General features: G+C 66.3%; 18 protein-coding genes and 2 pseudogenes. 8 read left to right on the top strand and 12 right to left on the bottom strand.

The window, feature by feature from the left end; translation table 11 throughout:
• The 6 genes and pseudogenes from ISS20_RS17375 to ISS20_RS17350 form a co-directional block, all read left to right on the top strand.
• A pseudogene (locus ISS20_RS17375) lies at window positions 1-552 on the top strand (bifunctional salicylyl-CoA 5-hydroxylase/oxidoreductase); the annotation flags it as partial.
• Window positions 553-558: 6 nt separating this feature from the next.
• The gene (locus tag ISS20_RS17370; protein WP_056059723.1) at window positions 559-1,050 is read left to right on the top strand and encodes a MarR family transcriptional regulator; all 492 of its coding nucleotides are present in this window, start codon (window positions 559-561) and stop codon (window positions 1,048-1,050) included.
• Window positions 1,047-1,901 (top strand): enoyl-CoA hydratase family protein, encoded by an 855-nt coding sequence (locus tag ISS20_RS17365; RefSeq protein WP_291438198.1) that lies wholly within the window; start codon window positions 1,047-1,049, stop codon window positions 1,899-1,901. Before ISS20_RS17370 ends, ISS20_RS17365 begins: the two co-directional genes overlap by 4 nt.
• A gap of 164 nt (window positions 1,902-2,065) precedes the next feature.
• Window positions 2,066-3,256: pseudogene (locus ISS20_RS17360) on the top strand (acyl-CoA dehydrogenase family protein); the annotation flags it as partial.
• A gap of 12 nt (window positions 3,257-3,268) precedes the next feature.
• A complete protein-coding gene (locus tag ISS20_RS17355; protein ID WP_291438199.1) occupies window positions 3,269-4,945 on the top strand; it encodes an AMP-binding protein in 1,677 nt (558 codons plus the stop codon).
• A 2-nt stretch (window positions 4,946-4,947) separates the two neighbouring features.
• Complete coding sequence (locus ISS20_RS17350; protein WP_055400021.1) at window positions 4,948-5,346, top strand: RidA family protein; 399 nt, start codon at window positions 4,948-4,950, stop codon at window positions 5,344-5,346.
• Here ISS20_RS17350 and ISS20_RS17345 read toward each other — a convergent pair.
• Complete coding sequence (locus ISS20_RS17345) at window positions 5,291-6,259, bottom strand: EamA family transporter (RefSeq protein ID WP_291438197.1); 969 nt, start codon at window positions 6,257-6,259, stop codon at window positions 5,291-5,293. The genes ISS20_RS17350 and ISS20_RS17345 overlap by 56 nt on opposite strands.
• Before the next feature lie 97 nt (window positions 6,260-6,356).
• Here ISS20_RS17345 and ISS20_RS17340 point away from each other — a divergent pair, with 97 nt between their 5' ends.
• Window positions 6,357-6,818, top strand: a complete 462-nt coding sequence (locus ISS20_RS17340) for an Lrp/AsnC family transcriptional regulator (RefSeq protein ID WP_291438196.1) — start codon at window positions 6,357-6,359, stop codon at window positions 6,816-6,818.
• A gap of 53 nt (window positions 6,819-6,871) precedes the next feature.
• Here the strand turns inward: ISS20_RS17340 and ISS20_RS17335 are convergent, their stop codons facing one another.
• On the bottom strand, window positions 6,872-8,032 hold the full coding sequence (locus ISS20_RS17335; protein WP_291438195.1) for a DJ-1/PfpI family protein: 1,161 nt from the start codon (window positions 8,030-8,032) through the stop codon (window positions 6,872-6,874).
• A 65-nt stretch (window positions 8,033-8,097) separates the two neighbouring features.
• Here ISS20_RS17335 and ISS20_RS17330 point away from each other — a divergent pair, with 65 nt between their 5' ends.
• Window positions 8,098-9,114 carry a DJ-1/PfpI family protein gene (locus tag ISS20_RS17330; RefSeq protein WP_291438194.1) on the top strand — a complete coding sequence of 339 codons (1,017 nt, stop codon included), beginning with the start codon at window positions 8,098-8,100 and terminating at the stop codon, window positions 9,112-9,114.
• 60 nt (window positions 9,115-9,174) lie between these two features.
• Here the strand turns inward: ISS20_RS17330 and ISS20_RS17325 are convergent, their stop codons facing one another.
• From ISS20_RS17325 to ISS20_RS17280, 10 genes are all read right to left on the bottom strand, one after another.
• Complete coding sequence (locus tag ISS20_RS17325; protein ID WP_291438193.1) at window positions 9,175-9,735, bottom strand: phosphonate degradation HD-domain oxygenase; 561 nt, start codon at window positions 9,733-9,735, stop codon at window positions 9,175-9,177.
• A 13-nt stretch (window positions 9,736-9,748) separates the two neighbouring features.
• Window positions 9,749-10,555: a phosphonate ABC transporter, permease protein PhnE gene (gene phnE, locus ISS20_RS17320; RefSeq protein ID WP_291438192.1), complete on the bottom strand. Its 807-nt coding sequence runs from the start codon at window positions 10,553-10,555 to the stop codon at window positions 9,749-9,751.
• A gap of 34 nt (window positions 10,556-10,589) precedes the next feature.
• Window positions 10,590-11,537 (bottom strand): phosphonate ABC transporter substrate-binding protein, encoded by a 948-nt coding sequence (phnD, locus tag ISS20_RS17315; protein ID WP_291438191.1) that lies wholly within the window; start codon window positions 11,535-11,537, stop codon window positions 10,590-10,592.
• A gap of 45 nt (window positions 11,538-11,582) precedes the next feature.
• On the bottom strand, window positions 11,583-12,443 hold the full coding sequence (gene phnC, locus ISS20_RS17310; protein WP_291438190.1) for a phosphonate ABC transporter ATP-binding protein: 861 nt from the start codon (window positions 12,441-12,443) through the stop codon (window positions 11,583-11,585).
• Window positions 12,444-12,545: 102 nt separating this feature from the next.
• Window positions 12,546-13,700 carry an alpha-D-ribose 1-methylphosphonate 5-triphosphate diphosphatase gene (locus ISS20_RS17305; RefSeq protein WP_291438189.1) on the bottom strand — a complete coding sequence of 385 codons (1,155 nt, stop codon included), beginning with the start codon at window positions 13,698-13,700 and terminating at the stop codon, window positions 12,546-12,548.
• A complete protein-coding gene (gene phnL / locus ISS20_RS17300; RefSeq protein WP_291438188.1) occupies window positions 13,697-14,428 on the bottom strand; it encodes a phosphonate C-P lyase system protein PhnL in 732 nt (243 codons plus the stop codon). Before phnL ends, ISS20_RS17305 begins: the two co-directional genes overlap by 4 nt.
• A complete protein-coding gene (phnK, locus tag ISS20_RS17295; protein WP_291438187.1) occupies window positions 14,425-15,213 on the bottom strand; it encodes a phosphonate C-P lyase system protein PhnK in 789 nt (262 codons plus the stop codon). Before phnK ends, phnL begins: the two co-directional genes overlap by 4 nt.
• Complete coding sequence (locus ISS20_RS17290) at window positions 15,210-15,671, bottom strand: GNAT family N-acetyltransferase (RefSeq protein ID WP_291438186.1); 462 nt, start codon at window positions 15,669-15,671, stop codon at window positions 15,210-15,212. The genes phnK and ISS20_RS17290 overlap by 4 nt, the downstream gene beginning before the upstream one ends.
• A complete protein-coding gene (locus tag ISS20_RS17285) occupies window positions 15,668-16,588 on the bottom strand; it encodes an alpha-D-ribose 1-methylphosphonate 5-phosphate C-P-lyase PhnJ (RefSeq protein WP_291438185.1) in 921 nt (306 codons plus the stop codon). The genes ISS20_RS17290 and ISS20_RS17285 overlap by 4 nt, the downstream gene beginning before the upstream one ends.
• Window positions 16,585-17,224, bottom strand: a 640-nt coding sequence (locus ISS20_RS17280; protein WP_291438184.1) for a carbon-phosphorus lyase complex subunit PhnI, incomplete at its 5' end; no start/stop codon positions are given. The genes ISS20_RS17280 and ISS20_RS17285, both read right to left, overlap by 4 nt.

Raw genomic sequence — 17,224 nt, 5'->3', positions numbered from 1 at the left:
CGCTGCCGCTACCCGCTGGAGGTGTTGACCGCGCTGCGCGCCGTGTGGCCGGCCGACAAGCCGCTGAGCGTGCGTATCTCCGCGCACGACTGGCTCCCAGATGGCAACACCGCCGACGACGCCATCGTTTTCGCGCGGCTGTTCAAGCAGGCAGGCGCAGACCTGATCGACGTGTCCTCCGGCCAGACCACGCGCAACTCCCGCCCGGTGTATGGCCGCATGTACCAGACACCGTTTGCCGACCGCATCCGCAACGAGGTGGGCATTGCCACCATGGCCGTGGGTGCGATCACCGAGGCCGACCATGCCAACAGCATCATCGCGGCCGGCCGCGCAGACCTGTGTGCCATCGCCCGCCCCCACCTGGCCGACCCGGCCTGGACGCTGCACGCCGCCGCGCAACTGAGCCCCGTGGCCGCAACGCACACCGACTGGCCCGTGCAGTACACCAGCGGCCGTGACCAGATGCTGCGCGAAATTTCCAAGCAAAAGCAGGCGCAAGCGCTAGTGAATCAAGCGCCGACTGCTAAAAAAATAGAAGCAATCGAGTAAACCACCATGGACCTCGAAGCCCGCCTGCACGGCGCCGCCCCCAGCGAACATCCCGAGGCCCTGCGCCTGTGGCTGCGCCTGCTCACCTGCACCCAGCTCATCGAAAAGCAGGTGCGCAGCCACCTGCGCGCGCAGTTCGACACCACCTTGCCGCGCTTTGACCTGATGGCGCAGCTGGAGCGCGCGCCGGACGGCATGAAGATGAAGGAACTCTCGCGCCGCATGATGGTGACGAGCGGCAACATCACCGGCATCACCGACCAGCTCGTGGCCGAAGGACTGGTGGAGCGCATGGACGTGGAGGGCGACCGCCGCGCGTACCTCGTGCGCCTCACGCCGCAAGGCCGCGAGCAGTTCAACACCATGGCGCGCCAGCACGAGCAATGGATCGTCGAGGCCTTTGCCACGCTGGGCGAGCGCGACATCGCCACCTTGTACCGCTTGCTGGGCAAGGTGAAGGAACACACACAAAACAATTCTTTGGAGACAGCCGAATGAAGCACTACATCGGGGCGAGCAACCCCATGCGCGAGCAGTTCAACCCGCAGGCCAGCTATGTGGCCGAGCATTTCGCGTGGAGCTTTGCCGACGGTGTGGGCACCGTCACGCTCAACCGGCCGGACCGCAAGAACCCGCTCACCTTCCAGAGCTATGCCGAGTTGCGCGACTTCTTCTACGCGCTGCGCTTTGCCACCGATGTGAAGGCCATCGTGGTCACCGGTGCGGGCGGCAACTTCTGCTCGGGCGGCGACGTGCACGAAATCATCGGCCCGCTGACCACCATGACCATGCCCGAGCTGCTGGAGTTCACGCGCATGACGGGCGACCTGGTGAAGGCCATGCGCGCCTGCCCGCAGCCCGTGCTGGGCGCCATCGACGGCATCTGCGCCGGTGCGGGGGCCATGATGGCGCTGGCCTGCGACATGCGCTACGGCACCGAGGCGACCAAGACCGCCTTTTTGTTCACCCGCGTGGGCCTGGCCGGCGCCGACATGGGCGCCTGCGCACTGCTGCCCCGCATGATCGGCCAGGGCCGCGCCAGCGAGCTGCTGTTCACCGGCCGCGCGATGACCGCGCACGAAGGCCTGGCCTGGGGCTTCTTCAACGACCTGTATGAAAGCGCCGACCTGCTGGCCAACGTGCAAGCCACTGCGCGCGCGCTGGCCAGCGGCCCCACCTTTGCCCACGGCATGACCAAGACCATGCTGAGCCAGGAGTGGAGCATGACCATCGAGCAGGCTATCGAGGCCGAGGCGCAGGCCCAGGCCATCTGCATGCAGACCGAAGACTTCCGGCGTGCGTACGAGGCGTTTGCCGCCAAGCAAAAGCCCGTGTTTCAGGGAGATTAAGAAGGTGTGAACGAACCCGCCATGCCCGCTCATCCCGCCAAAACACACCCGCTCGTCGTTGCAAATGCTCGCCATAGCTCAGGCTATGGCTGTGCTTTGCGCCTAGATCGGCCGCGTTTTCGCAGTCTGCTCGGCCACGCCGGGCTCATCCACACCTTCTAACCATGCACGTCGCAACACCCCCAGCCCCCCGCCCGCCATCGACGGCGCACCTGGCCCTGCCCTTTTTTGACGACGCTCACCGCGCGCTGGCTGAGGGCCTGGTGCCCTGGGCGGCCGCGCAAGAGGTGGATGAAACCGATGACCGCGCCGCCTGCCGCGACTGGGTGCAGCGCCTGGGCGCGGGCGGCTGGCTGCGCTACTGCGTGCCCGCCGCACACGGCGGCGCGCTGCCCGCACTCGACTCGCGTGCGCTGGTGCTGCTGCGCGAGACCCTGGCCTACCACTCGCCACTGGCGGACTTCGCGTTTGCAATGCAGGGGCTGGGCAGCGGAGCGATCACGCTGGCGGGCAGCCCCGCGCAGCAAGCGCACTACCTGCAGGGTGTGGCGCGTGGCGAGTTGATAGCGGCGTTTGCGCTGAGCGAGCCCGAGGCGGGGTCAGACGTGGGTGCTATGCAAACCATAGCTGTGAGCGCAGATTCCACTGGCGCTACAGGCACTTTTCGCTTGAACGGCACCAAGACCTGGATCAGCAACGGCGGCATCGCAGACTTCTACTGCGTGTTCGCCAAGACCGATCCGGCGGGTGGCACGCGCGGCATAAGCGCCTTCATCATCGATGCGAACACGCCGGGGCTCGACACCTCGCGCCACATCCACGTGATGGCGCCCCACCCGCTGGCCACGCTGCAGTTCACCAACTGCAACGTGCCCGCCACCGCGCTGCTGGGCGACGAGAACGGCGGCTTCAAGCTGGCCATGCGCACGCTGGATATCTTTCGCGCATCGGTCGCCGCCGCCGCGCTGGGCATGGCGCGCCGCGCACTGGCCGAGGCCGTGCACCACGCCCGCCAGCGCCGCATGTTCGGCCAGACGCTCGCGGACTTTCAGCTCACGCAGGCCAAGATCGGCGAGATGGCCGCGCTGGTGGACAGCGCCGCGCTGCTCACCTACCGCGCGGCCTGGCTGCGCGACACCGGCCAGGCGCGCGTCACTGCCGAGGCGGCCATGGCCAAGATGGCCGCCACCGAAAACGCCCAGCGGGTGATCGACATGGCTCTGCAGTTGCACGGCGGGCGCGGCGTGGAGGTAGGCAGCAAGGTCGAGTCGCTGTACCGCGACATCCGCTCACTGCGCATCTACGAAGGCGCCACCGAAGTGCAGCAGCTCATCATCGGCAAGGCCGCTCTGCAGGAGCAACACGACATGAGCACCAGCAGCAGCACCGCCCCCTCCGCCCAGCCCGACCATTTCGTGCACGACCGCCTGCCCCCACCCGAGGCCTGGCCCACGCTGCGCTACGACCTGCCCGAGCTGCAGATCGCCAACCAGGCCAACCTGGTGCAGGCTTTGTTTGACCAGGCCGAACGTGCGGGCCACATCGACCGTCCCTTGCTGCGCGGACCGCACCGCACGTACACCCACCGCGACGCCCGCACCGAGGCCGCGCGCATTGCCGAGGTGCTGACGCAGGACCACGGTCTCGTGCCCGGCAACCGCGTGCTGCTGCGCGGCGGCAATACGGTGGAGATGGCGCTGGCCTGGCTGGGTACCGTCTACGCGGGGCTGGTGGCGGTGGCGACCATGCCGCTGCTACGCGCGGGCGAGCTGGGCAGCATCATCGACCGCGCCCAGCCCACGCTGGCGCTGTGCGACGGCCGCCTGCTGGCCGAGCTGCAGGCCGCGCAGACGCAGCACCCCGTGCTCGCCACCATCGTGCCGTTTCACACCGCGCCGGACGCAGCCGACCTGCTGCAGCGCGCGCAAGGCAAGCCCGGCACCACGCCGCCCTGCCCCATGTCGGCGGACGACATCGCGTTGATGGCCTTCACGTCCGGCACCACAGGTTCCCCCAAGGCGGCCGTGCATACGCACCGCGATGTACTGGCAGGCTGCGAGGCCTGGCCGCGCCATGTACTCAGGGCCACGCCCGATGACATCGTGGCCGGCTCGCCGCCGCTGGCGTTCACCTTTGGCCTGGGCGGCTTGCTGGTGTTTCCGATGTGGGCCGGGGCCAGCGTGTACTTCCCCGACCAGCCCTACACGCCCGAAACCATGGTGCGGCTGATGCGCGACGCGGGCGTGACCATCTGCTACACCGCCCCCACCTTCTACCGGCAGATGGCGCCGTTCGCCAAGCAGATCGGACTGCCCCAGCTGCGCACCAGCGTGAGCGCGGGCGAAGGCCTGCCCGACGCCACGCGCCAGCTGTGGAAGGAGGCCACCGGCCTCGACATGACGGACGGCATCGGCGCCACCGAAATGTTCCACATCTTCATTTCCTCGCCCGGCGGTGAGAGCCGGCGCGGCGCCATCGGCAAGGTGGTGCCCGGCTACACCGCCAAGGTGGTGGACGACGATGGCAACGAGCTGCCACGCGGCACCGTGGGCAAGCTCGCAGTGATCGGCCCCACGGGCTGCAAGTACCTGGATGACCCGCGCCAGGCCAAGTACGTGAAGGACGGCTGGAACTACCCGGGCGATGCGTTCACACAAGACGCGGACGGCTACTTCTTCTACCAGGCGCGCGACGACGACATGATCATCACCGCCGGCTACAACGTGGGCGGCCCCGAGGTGGAAGACGCCCTGCTGCGCCACCCGGCCGTGGCCGAGTGTGGCGTGATCGGCGTGCCCGACGAGGAACGCGGCATGGTGGTCAAGGCCATCTGCGTTTTGAAGCCTGGCCACACGGGCGATGCCGCCATGGTCAAGACCTTGCAGGACCATGTGAAAGCCACCATCGCCCCGTTCAAATACCCGCGCGTGGTGGAGTTTGTGGCGGCCCTGCCCCGCACCGAAACCGGCAAGCTCCAGCGCTTCAAGCTGCGCCAGGGTGCTGGCGCCTCGCCATCGCCCTCCCCCACAAAAACAACGACATGACGATGAAAAACACCCTTTTGCAGCCCGAGGGCTGGGTCACCCCCAAGGGCTACGCCAACGGCGTGGCAGCCCGCGGCACCATGGTCTTTACCGGCGGCCAGATCGGCTGGAATGCGCAGCAGCAGTTTGAGAGCGACGACTTCATCGACCAGACGAGGCAGACGCTGCTGAACGTGCGGGCGGTGCTGGAGGCTGGCGGCGCAGGCCCCGAACACCTGGTGCGGCTGACCTGGTACGTGACCGACCGCAACGAATACAACAGCCGCTTGAAGGAGCTGGGCGCGGTCTACCGCGAGGTGCTGGGCAAGAACTTTCCGGCCATGGCCTGCGTGCAGGTGGCGGGGCTCATGGAAGAGCGCGCGAAGATCGAGATTGAAGCAACCGCTGTAATCCCGGACTGAGCTTTTCCAGCCACCGCTGTAGCGCTTGCCCATACAGAATGAACGCCAGCGCCGCCCCAATCAACGGCAGCGCGGCAAACACCCAGCCCGTCAGCAGCTCGCCCCCCAGCGCCACGCCCACCAGCAAAGCCACTGCAGGGTTCACAAACGAATAGCTGCCCGCCAGCGCGGCCGACGTGTTCTGCAGCAGCCACAGATACGCATTGAGCGCTACCAAGGTGCCAAACACCAGCAGGTAGACCCACGCCGCCCACGACTTGGCTGTGACCTGGCCCAGGGCGCTCAACGGCTCAAACCACAACGCCACCAGCAGCCCCATGGCGCCCCCGACCAGCCACTGCGCGGCAGATGCCATGGCCGGGGCGGGCAACGACAGCTTGCGCGATGCATACGAGCCCACGCTCCAGCACAGCGGAGCACCAAAGGCCAGCAACGCCCCCAGCCAGGTGGCCGAAAAATCGCCCTCCAGCGCCAGCAGCAGCGCACCCACCACGCCCAAGGCCAGGCCGATCCAGCTGGTGAACGGCACGCGCTCGCCGCCCCAGCGCGACCACAGCGCCAGCCACATGGGCATGGTGGTGACCACCGTGGCCATCAGGCCCGAGCCAATGCCCAGCTTCTGCGCAAAGCCCATCAAGTTCATGGCCAGAAACACCATGCAGCCACCCACCACGGCCGAGTTGCGCCATTGCACGCGCGTGGGCAATGCATGGCCTTGCCACAGCGCAATCAGCAGCATTACGCCCCCAGCGCACAGAAATCGGATCGCATTCATCAGCAGTGGCGGCATGCTCTGCAGCGCAATGCCAATGGCGAAATAGGTGGTGCCCCAGACGATGTAGACCAACAGCAGAGCCAGGGCCACCGCCCAGCTGCGCTGTGATTGGGCTTGCGCGTTGAAAATTGCCGGCATATTCTTCACCTGACCGAATAATTTATGGAAACCGTGAGGTTTTCGGAATTTTTACCAAAATCGACCGGCTATGCAAGCAAATATTCAGACAGACGACATGGACGCCAGAATTATTTCGGCGCTGGGAGCCGATGGCCGACGTTCGTATGCCGATGTGGGGGCCGAAGTCGGGCTGTCCACCGCCGCCGTGCACGAGCGCGTGAAGAAGCTGCTGGACAAGGGCGTGATCCGCCGGTTTTCGATCAGCGTGGATCCGGAGCGTGTGGGGCTGAACTTCACCGCGTTCGTGGCGATCCGCAACGACGGCGGCATCCACTGCCGCGACGTGGCGCCCCGCCTGCGCGCCATGCCTCAGGTCGAAGAGCTGCACAGCGTGGCGGGCGAATACGACTTTCTGGCCAAGATCCGCACCACCCATGCCCGCGCGCTGGAAGACGTGATCTACGAGATCAAAGCCATCGCGGGCGTGGCCCGCACCACCAGCACGGTGGTGCTCAACACCGAGTTTGAGGACCGGCCGCTGGACCTGGGCTGGGTGAACGCTGACAAAGGCGGCTGACAACCGTGGCGGCCCATGAACCCCAGCAGCCCTGCCGCGTAGCGAGCAGCAGATCACGGCGACGGGCCCGCCACCGAACAAGGCACCCCTGGATCTTCGTATTCCAGCTGGGTTGCCACCCACTGGCGCGTAGCCACCCCGTAGCGCTGGCCGATCGCCTGCAGGCTGTGGTCCAGCACACAGGCGGGGTGCACGGCCTCGTCCAGCAAGACCTTCGTCGCCGACGCATCGGGCGGCGAAGCCCGCAGCACCAGGCCGCTGCGCAGGTGCAAGGGGCTGGCATGGGCGTGCACCGCCTCGGCGCGTGAGCGGTAGGTGCGCGACCATGCATCGGCCGCCAGGGCCAGCGCCACATCGTCCACCCCGTCCACCACGGGGATGTCGATGCGCTCATGCCGCCAAAAAAGCAGGGTATTGACCGACAGGGCCCACACATGCGCAGGCGCGAGACCAAATAGCTCGCTGCGGTGTGCACTGTCCCAGGACGGAATGCCCAGTTCGGCCGCCACGGCATGCGCCCTCTCAGCACCCGCCAGCGCCTGCACCAAGGCCAGCGACACGGGCAGAGACGCTGACACGCCCGTGGTGGTCACCACAGGCCCGTCGGCCACATAGCGCCGCCCGGGAACATGCACTGCACCCGCGTGGCGCCGCAACAAGGTGCTGCGGTCATACCAGTGCCCGGCAAAGCGGCGCCCATCCAGCAGCCCCGCCCGGCCCAACACGCGCGCCCCCGCGCAGATGCCGACCACCACGGCGCCTTTGGCTGCCTGGGCCCGCAACCACGCCAGCACGGCCGGGTCGTCATCGGTGTGCAGGGCTGGCACCACCACAATGTCTGCGCCCTGAGGATACGTGGCGTCAAACGCCGCGAAGCTGTGTGACACCTCCACTTGCAGCGCAGGCATCAACGTGACAGGGCCTGCGCGGGGGGCCACCGCTTCCACCACGCCAACCTGGGCCTGTTGCAGCACGGCATGGGGCACCAGGAAGTCGGTGGTTTCCGTGCCCTCGTTCAATGCCAGCACGGCAATCACGGGCGCCGCGGCCCCGGCCAGCGGAGGCCGCAGGGCCAACGACAGCGGTGCAGCAGCACCTGCCTCCTGGGCCGCTCCCGTGGACTGCACAGCGCCCGCTTCTGCACCCACAGCCCACACCACCATCGCTATCAGGCCCATGCCCAGCCCCCCCATCCAACGCCACAATATCGCCACGTCCCGCCTCCTGTTGACACCCATTCTTCGCCACGTTTAACGGCCCCAGCTTAGGTTGCGTCTTGATGTCTTGCCATGCCAAATCTGCCGCAGTTCCTGCCACCCTCACAGGCGCCGGCCCTTGCCGCGACGTAGTCCTGCTGGCGTTTGAAGGGGTGGAGGCCATCGACATTGCGGCACCCGCCAGCGCGTTCAGCAAGGCCGCGCTTGCGGTGCCAGGGACTTATCGTGTGCACATGGCGTCACCCCGTGGCGGCGCTGTAGGCACCAACGCGGGGTTTGCGTTGGCCAACACCTTGCCCATGCACTCCGTGAGCGGCCCCATTGACACACTGATCGTGGCGGGTGGTGAGGAAGACGCGCTGCGCCGCGCCATCTACGAGGACGGAGTGGGCAGATGGCTGGCCCAGGCTGCACAAAGGTCCAGGCGCGTGGCCAGCGTGTGCACGGGCGCCTTTGCGCTGGCTGCCGCAGGCCTGCTGGAGGGGTGCCAGGTGACCACCCACACCAATGCCTGCGACCTGCTCGCCCAACTGTGCCCCGGCGCACAGGTGCAGCGCGACCGCATCTTTGTGCGCGATGGCGCACTGTGGACATCGGCCGGTGTGACCACCGGGCTGGACATGGCCCTGGCACTCATCGAAGAAGACCTGGGCCGCGCCGCGGCCATGCAGATCGCCCGGGACCTGGCGGTGTTCACGCTGCGCTCAGACACAGCGCCGCAATTGAGCCCCGCACTGCTAGCGCAGGCCGATGCATCGGCCCGCCTGCGCGAGCTGATGGCCTGGATCCAGGGGCACCTGACCCACGACCTGTCGGTGGACGCACTGGCCCAGCGTGCGCACATGAGCCCCCGCAACTTCGCGCGTACGTTTGCGGAGCAAGCCCACTGCCCGCCAGCCCGCTTCGTGGCCCAGGTGCGGGCGCAGCATGCGGCGGCCCTTCTGCGACAGACCGACTGGCCCCAGGAGAAGATCGCGGCACGCAGCGGCTTCGGCTCCGTGGATGCGATGGTGCGTGCGATGCAGCAGCACCTGGGGATTGCGCCAGGGCAGTGCCGTGCGGCCAACAGGCTGGCCTGACCGGTCGCGGCACCGCGCTGTGACACCGATGCGGTCAGTCGCCCTGTGGAGGGACCACGTTCAGTGCGCCAAGGCGGCCTCGGGAACGAGGGCCAACCGTTCCACCCAGGCCATGTAGTAGCACAGTGGCTGCGTGACCAGCCCCGGCACCTTGGCATGGTCGTCATAGCGGCGCAGGCGGATGGCCTCCTGCGCAAAGGGCTGGGCCGCAAACTGCATTGCTTCTTGGGGTGTGAAGGCGCCCCCTTGCAACACCAGGCTGTGCTGCGACGCAGGCGACAGCGTCTCCCAGTACCCAGGCTCCATGGTGCACAGATAGCGCTTGGCATCCACATGCAGGCGGATGGGCTCCAGCACCGCGTCGGGCAGCAGTCCACGCAAGAACGGGATGGCCATGTACTGGTGCAGGTCGTCCTGCTCGGCCGTGTCGCCCACCGGTGCCAGCAGGTGTCCTAGGTCGTGCAGCAGGGCAGCTACGACCGTGGCTGGGGTTTCGCCCGATTTTTCGGCCCACTGCGCGCACTGCAGTGCGTGCTCCAGCTGGCTGACCGCCTCGCGGCCGTACTGGTTCACGCCCCGCGTGGCGAGCAAGTGGGCAACGTCTTCAAGGCTCAGTGCCATGGTGTGCTCCTTGTCAGACCAGTGCCTTGCGGATGCGGGCCGATACCAGGTCGATGGCACTCACGGTGACCACGATGATGAGCATGACCGCGCAGGTTTCGGCGTACTGGAAGCCCCGGATGATTTCCCACAGCACCACCCCAATGCCCCCTGCGCCCACCATGCCCACCACAGAGGCCGATCGCACGTTGGCTTCAAAGCGGTAGAGCGTGTACGAGATCCACAGCGGCATGACCTGCGGAATCACGCCATAAATGATCTCGTGCAGCGCGCTCGCACCGGTGGATCGGATGCCTTCCACAGGCTGCGGGTCAATCGCCTCTACGGCTTCTGAGAACAGCTTGGCCAAGGTACCCGAGGTGTGGATCCACAGGGCCAGGACTCCCGCAAATGGACCCAGGCCTACGGCCACCACGAACAGCATGGCGAACACCATTTCGTTGATGGCACGGCACGCGTCCAGCACACGGCGCACCGGCTGGTACACCCACCAGGGCACGATGTTGGACGAGGCCAGCAGCGCCAGCGGCACGGCGGTGACCACCGCCAGCGCCGTGCCCCACAGCGCGATCTGCAAAGTGACCAGCATCTCCTGCACATAGATCTGCCACTGCGCAAAATTGGGCGGAAAGAACTCCGCCGCATAGCTGACCATGTTGCCCGAGTCGTTCCACAGATCGAGCGGGCGCATGTCGGCGCCCTTCCAGGACGCCGCCAGCAACACCAGCAGGATGCCCCACGACAGGTACCAGGCCAGGCTGCGCTTGGGCGACGAGGTGCTGGCCAGTGTGGCCAGCGAGGGATTCAAAGCAGAGGACATGGAGACACCCGGGCCGCAACTAAAAACCTATGGACTACTTCAACGACGCCAGCTGCTGGTCGATCTCGGCCAGGCGGGTCTTCTTGTCGGCATCGGCCAGCGTGGCGTCGGACTCGATCTTGTTGCGCTTGCCGAACAGGTCCAGTTGGCGGATGGGTGTGAGCTGTGCGTTGGTCGATGGCTTGAAGCCAGACAACTTGGAGATCTTCATCACGATCTCCTTCTCGCGCGCATCGGTCTTGGCGTAGTTGTAGAAGAAGTCGCGGATCTTGGTCTTGGTGGCCTCGGGCAAGTCCTTGCGCATTACCAGCGGGTCCAGCGGAATCAGGGGCGAGGTCCAGACGATCTTGATGTCCTTGAACTTCTCGGGTTGGCGCTCCTTGATCTTTTCGAGGTTCTCGCTGTTGTTGGTGGCCACATCGACCTGCTTGTTGGCCACGGCCAGCGCGTTGGTCTCGTGGTTGGCGCTGCGCGTGATCTTGAAGTGCGTCTTCGCGTCGATCTTGTTCTGCGCAAAGGCGTAGTAGCCGGGCACCAGGAAGCCCGAGGTGGAGTTGGGGTCGCCGTTGCCAAAGCTCAGCGACTTGCCGTTCTTGAGCACGTCATCCAGCGTGGCCAGGGGACTGTCCTTGTGCACGATGAGGTGCGAGTAGTAGCCCTGCGTGCCGTCGGCGTTCACCATCTGCGCAAAGACTTCGCCATTGGCGCGGTCCACGGCTTCCATGGCCGACTTGTTGCCCAGCCAGGCCACCTGCATCTTGTTGAAGCGCATCGCTTCGATGAGGCCGGCGTAGTCAGACGCAAAGAAGGCATTGATCTTCAGGCCGGTCTGCTTGGCCATGTCATCCAGCAGGGGCTGCCAGTCGGCCTTGAGGTTTTGCGAGGCCTCGGTCGAGATCATGCCGAAGTTGATGTCCTGGGCCAACGCGCCCGTGGTCAAACCCAGCCCGAGTGTCAGGGCGGCACACAGTTTCTTGAACATGTTGAAAACTCCAGAGAAAGGAATTGAAAAGAAACAAAAGACCGTTCAGGCGGTCTGGACCATGGCGGGCGTCCATTGCGGCGCGGGCGTTGGTGCATGCACGGGTGCTGTGTGGGCACCCGCTGCATCTGACAGAATTTCGTCGGCGTGCACGCCATAGAGGCTGCGCAGCAAGGCGGGCGTGAGGGCCGCCGAGGGGCCGTCGTATACCACCTGGCCGTGGTGCAAGGCCACCACGCGGGGGCAGTATTTGATGGCCACATCCACCTGGTGCAGCGACACGATGACGGTGCAACGGTCCTCGCGGTTGATGCGTGCCAGGATGTCCATGACCTTGCGCGAGGACTCCGGGTCGAGCGAGGCAATGGGCTCGTCGGCCAGCACCACCTTGGCGCCCTGTACCAGCGTGCGTGCAATGGCCGCGCGCTGCTGCTGCCCGCCGGACAAGGTGGAGGCACGTTGTGCATGGCACTCGGCAATGCCCACGCGGGCCAGGGCTTCAAGTGCCAGGGCACGCTCGTGCGGCTTGAACATGCGCAGCCAGCCGCGCCAGCGGGGCGTGCGGTGCAACAGGCCCACCAACACATTCATCAGCACGGGCAAACGGTCTACCAGGTTGAACTGCTGGAACACGAAACCCACCTGCGAACGCACCTTGCGGATGTCGCTGTGGATGCGCCCACCCTGCTGTACGCACCGGCCATCCACCTCGATCAGTGAATCACTGGTCGCGTCGGCCACCACCAGGCCCGCCACATGGCGCAGCAGGGTGGACTTGCCGGAGCCCGAGGCACCGATCAGCGCCACCATCTCGCCGCGCTGTACGGTGAGGTTGATGTCGCGAAGGGCGTGTTTGCCGTTGGCGAAATGCTTGTTCAGTTGGTGGATGTGCAGTGCGGCAGTCATGGCAGCCTCCTGGGGGGTTAAGTCGTCTAGACAACCGAAGTGTGGTTGCCACGCGTGACAGTGCTTTGACAGTTGGGAGAAGTTTGGATGTCAGAGCGCGGTCTACAGCACGCGCTGCCCTTCGCGCCAAACACCCCTCACCACGGCCTGGCGGCCACCGTCGGGCAACTCAGCCATGTGCACCTGCACCAGGTCGGCGCGCAGGCCCGGTGCTAGCTCGCCGCGATCGGCCATGCCTGCCGCCTTGGCCGGGTTGCGGGTGACCGTGGCTACAGCCTGTGGCAGGGGCAGGATGTCGTCATGCACCAGCCGCATCACCGCGCTCAGCAGGCTGCCAGGCACATAGTCGGACGAGAGGATGTCCAGCAGCCCCAGCCGCGCCAGATCGGACGCCGCTACATTGCCCGAGTGCGATCCGCCGCGCACCACGTTGGGCCCGCCCATTACGGTGAGCAAGCCACGCTCATGCGCCGCCTGGGCAGCTGCCAACGTGGTGGGGAACTCCGACATCGCCGCGCCCTCCGCATGGGCCTGCTCCACATGCGCCACCGTGGTGTCGTCGTGGCTGGCCAGCGAGATGCCGTGCGTGCGACAGTAGTCCACAAAGTACGCCCGGTGCGGCTCGGCGTACTGCGCCTGCAGCGTGGCAGCATGTGCCACCTGGCGCTCGAACTTCTCGGCGCTCCAGCCCTTTTTTCCGGTGTAGTAGGTGCGCGCCTGCTCAATGTTCTCCCACTGCCGCTGGCCCGGGGTATGGTCCATCAGAGAGATAAGCGACAGGCGCGGGTGGCCGTGGAACGGCTCGAACAGCTCGATGGTATTGGGCGCGGGCAGCTCGCAGCGCACATGCAGGTGGTGGTCGGCACGCAGCAGGTTGCGCTCGGTGCAGGTGTCGATGGTGTCGAGCACGCGGTTCCAGGCGCTGCCACGCAGGCTGTCCACATCGGCCTCGCCCACACCCAGTGCATCCAGCACCGTGGTGATGCCTGCGGCCGCAATCTCGGCATCGTGCGCCAGCAAGGCAGGCATCTCGGCCCATTGCACTTTGGGGCGCGGCATGAGGTGGCGCTCGAAGTTGTCGGTGTGGATTTCCACCAGCCCGGGCAGCAGGTAGTCACCGCCGATGTCAATGCCCTGCAGGGCGGATGTGCCACCGCCGTCCACCGACGTGATGCGCCCACCATCCATATGCAGACTGCCCCGCACCACTTCGCCCGGCAGCACCATGCGGGCGTTCTTGAACACGGTCGCGGTCATGCTGATGCCCCCCGAAAGTCGCCCACGTTCACGCGGCGCGTGGCCACGGCTGCACCCACCTGGGCGTCGTGAAAAATGCCAACCAAGGCAGCGCCACGCTCCACCGCCTCGCGGATCATGGCAATCACGGTCTCGGTGTTGGCCGCATCGAGCGATGCGGTGGGCTCGTCCAGCAGCAACAACGGCTTGGGCTTGATCATGTTGCGGGCGATGTTGATGCGCTGCTGCTCACCGCCGGAGAACGTGGCAGGCGGCAGGTGCCACAACCGCTCGGGGATGCGCAGGCGGGTCAGCCACCGGCGGGCGGCCTCTCGCGCAGCCTCGATGCCTGCAGGGTCGTCGCCCACGTCTTCGGCCAGCGGCTCGGCCACCACATCCAAGGCCGACACACGCGGGATGACCCGAAGGAACTGGCTCACATAACCCACGGTGTCGCGCCGCAGCTGCACCAGCGCACGCGGTGTGGCCTGGGTCACGTCCACCACGGCGCCATCGGCGGAGCGCACGGTGATGCTGCCCGCATTGGCGCGGTAGTTGGCGTAGATCATCTTGAGCAGCGTGCTTTTGCCCATGCCCGAGGGGCCGTCGAGCACCACACATTCACCCGGCCGGACGGCCAGGTCCACCTGGGCCAGCACAGGCAGTTCGATGCCATTCTGGTGGTGCAGGGTAAAGCGCTTGGCCACCCCTTGCATCTGAAGAATGGGAGCAATGGAAGGCTGGTTCATGGCTGCAGTACCGAAGAAACGAGGAGCTGGGTGTAGGGGTGTTGCGGGTCGTCGAGTACCTGGTCGGTCAGTCCGGCCTCCACCACCCGGCCGCGCTGCATGACCACCATGCGGTGCGCCAGCAGGCGCGCCACGGCCAGGTCGTGCGTGACCACAATGGCCGCCAGCTGCATTTGCCGCGTGAGCTGCCGCAGCAGGTCCAGGAGGCGCGCCTGCACTGATACATCGAGACCCGAGGTCGGTTCGTCCATGAACACCAGGCGCGGCTGGGTGACCAGGTTGCGGGCAATCTGCAGACGCTGGCGCATACCACCCGAGAAGGTGCGTGGCGCATCGTCGATGCGCGCAGCGTCGATCTCCACGCGCTGAAGCCATTCTGTGGCCGTGGCGCGCAGGCGGCCGTAGTGGCGCTCGCCCAGTCCCATGAGGCGCTCGCCCACGTTGGCGCCGGCAGATACATCCATGCGCAGGCCGTCAGCGGCGTTCTGGTGCACAAAGCCCCAGTCGGTGCGGGCCAGCAGGCGCTGCTGCGCTTCGGTCATGGCATAGATGTCCTGCAGCTCGCCACTGCGCTGGCGGAACTGCACCGTACCCTCGTCCGGAGCGCTGCGCGCCGCAATGGCGTTGAGCAGCGTGGACTTGCCGGAGCCCGACTCGCCGACCACGGCGAGCACCTCGCCAGGCCACAGGTCAAAGGACGCGCCTTGCAGCGCCACGCGGTCGCCGTAGCGCTTGCTGACATTGCGCACGCTCAGCAGCGGCGCAGCAGGTTCGGGGTGGTTCATGTGAGGGTCTCGACGACAAAGCTCAGGCCATGCTGCGCAAAGCCCAGGGATTCATAAAAGGCATGGGCGCCCTTGCGGCGGGCGCTGGACGAGAGCGCGAGCTTGTAGCAGCCCGCCTCGCGCGCCTGCTGCATCGCATGGGCCATCATCCGGCGGCCAATGCCACGGCCCTGCTGGTCCTGTGCCACCACCACGTCTTCAACGATGGCCGAGGGCGCCCCCCGGTGGGCCAGGTTATGCATGATGAGCAGCGCATAGGTGCCCACCACTGCATCGTGCTGCGCAGGGTCACAGGCCACCCACAGGCGGTAGCTGGGGTAGCGCGCAAACTGGGCCCAAACGGCCTGGGCTTCGTCCAGGGTCAACACATCTGCGGGGCTGTCTTCAATGGCTGCATACAGGGCCAGCACGTTCTCCAGGTCATCGCGCCGGGCTTCGCGAATGGGCACGGTGCTCATGCGGCGCCGCCTTCCACCTGCGCTGATTCGGCTTGCTGCGCCTGGCGCTCCTGGCAATAGTCCGAGTCGGAACACACATGCATTCGCCCGCCCTGGTCGTCGGTAATCACTTCGTCCAGAAAGCTGTCGGTGGCGCCACACAGCGCGCAGGCAGCGTCCCAGCGCTGCACTTCAAAAGGGTGGTCCTCAAAACCCAGACTCTCCACCGGCGTGTAAGGCGGCACGGCGTAGATGCGCTTTTCGCGCCCCGCACCAAACAGCTGCAGCGCGGGATTCATGTGCATCTTGGGGTTGTCGAACTTGGGGATGGGCGACGGCGCCATCACATACCGCCCGTTCACCAACACGGGGTAGTCGTACGTGGTGGCAATGTGGCCGTAGCGCGCGATGTCTTCGTAGAGCTTGACGTGCATGAGCCCGTACTCGGCCAGGCCATGCAGCGTACGCGTCTCAGTCTCGCGCGGTTCCAGGCGCTGCATGGGTTCGGGCACCGGCACTTGGTAGACGATGACCTGGCCTTCGGCCAGCGGCGTCTCGGGGATGCGATGGCGCGTCTGGATCAGCGTGGCCTCGCGCGTGCGGGTGGTGGTGGCCACCGCCGTGGTGCGCTCAAAGAAGCGGCGGATGTTGACCGCGTTAACCGTGTCGTCCGAGCCCTGGTCGATGACCTTGAGGCAGTCTTGCGGTCCGATGATGGACGCGGTTACCTGGATGCCGCCCGTGCCCCAGCCATAGGGCAGCGGCATTTCGCGGGAGCCAAAGGGCACCTGGTAGCCGGGGATCGCCACCGCCTTCAGGATGGCGCGGCGGATCATGCGCTTGGTGCGCTCGTCCAGGTAGGCAAAGTTGAAGTGGCCGTCCACCGGTGCTGCGTCGGCAGGCAGGCCCATCACGGCGGGTTCCATGGGTGCGTTCATGGGGCTTCTTCCTCCAAAGGGGTTGCAGGGTGGGCGGCAGCGACGCGCATCTTGCGCACCAGCTCCAGCTCGGACTGAAAGTCCACGTAGTGCGGCAGCTTCAGGTGCTGCACGAAGCCCGAGGCTTCCAGGCTGTCGCTGTGGCCCAGCACAAACTCCTGCATCTGTGCGGGGGACTCGACCGGCTCACCCAACTCATCGGCGCGCAGGGCGCGGTCCACCAGGCTCATGGCCATCGCCTTGCGCTCGCTGTGGCCAAACGCCAGTCCATAGCCGCGCGTGAACTGCGGGGGCTGGCTCTTGCTGCCTGCAAACTGATTCACCATTTCGCACTCGGTGATCTCGATGTCGCCGATGTCGATGGCAAAGCCCAGTTCTTCGGGTTCGATCTCCACCGCCACCGTGCCCAGCCGCACCTCGCCCACAAAGGGGTGCGAGTGCGAATAGCCGCGCTGCGTGGAATACGCCATTGCGAGCAAAAAGCCCTCATCCCCGCGCGCAAGGTTTTGCAGGCGTGTGGCGCGGTTGGCGGGGAAGCGCAGTGGCTCGCGGGTCAGGTCCGTGGGCGCGGGGTCGCCAGGGGGCACGGGGCGGGTCTCGATCAAACCTTCCTGGTTGAGCAGGTCCACTACGCGC

Source organism: Acidovorax sp., assembly GCF_016783915.1.
Classification (GTDB): domain Bacteria; phylum Pseudomonadota; class Gammaproteobacteria; order Burkholderiales; family Burkholderiaceae_C; genus Acidovorax.
Note: the sequence above shows the minus strand (reverse complement) of the source record. Positions and strands in the feature narration are given on the sequence as shown.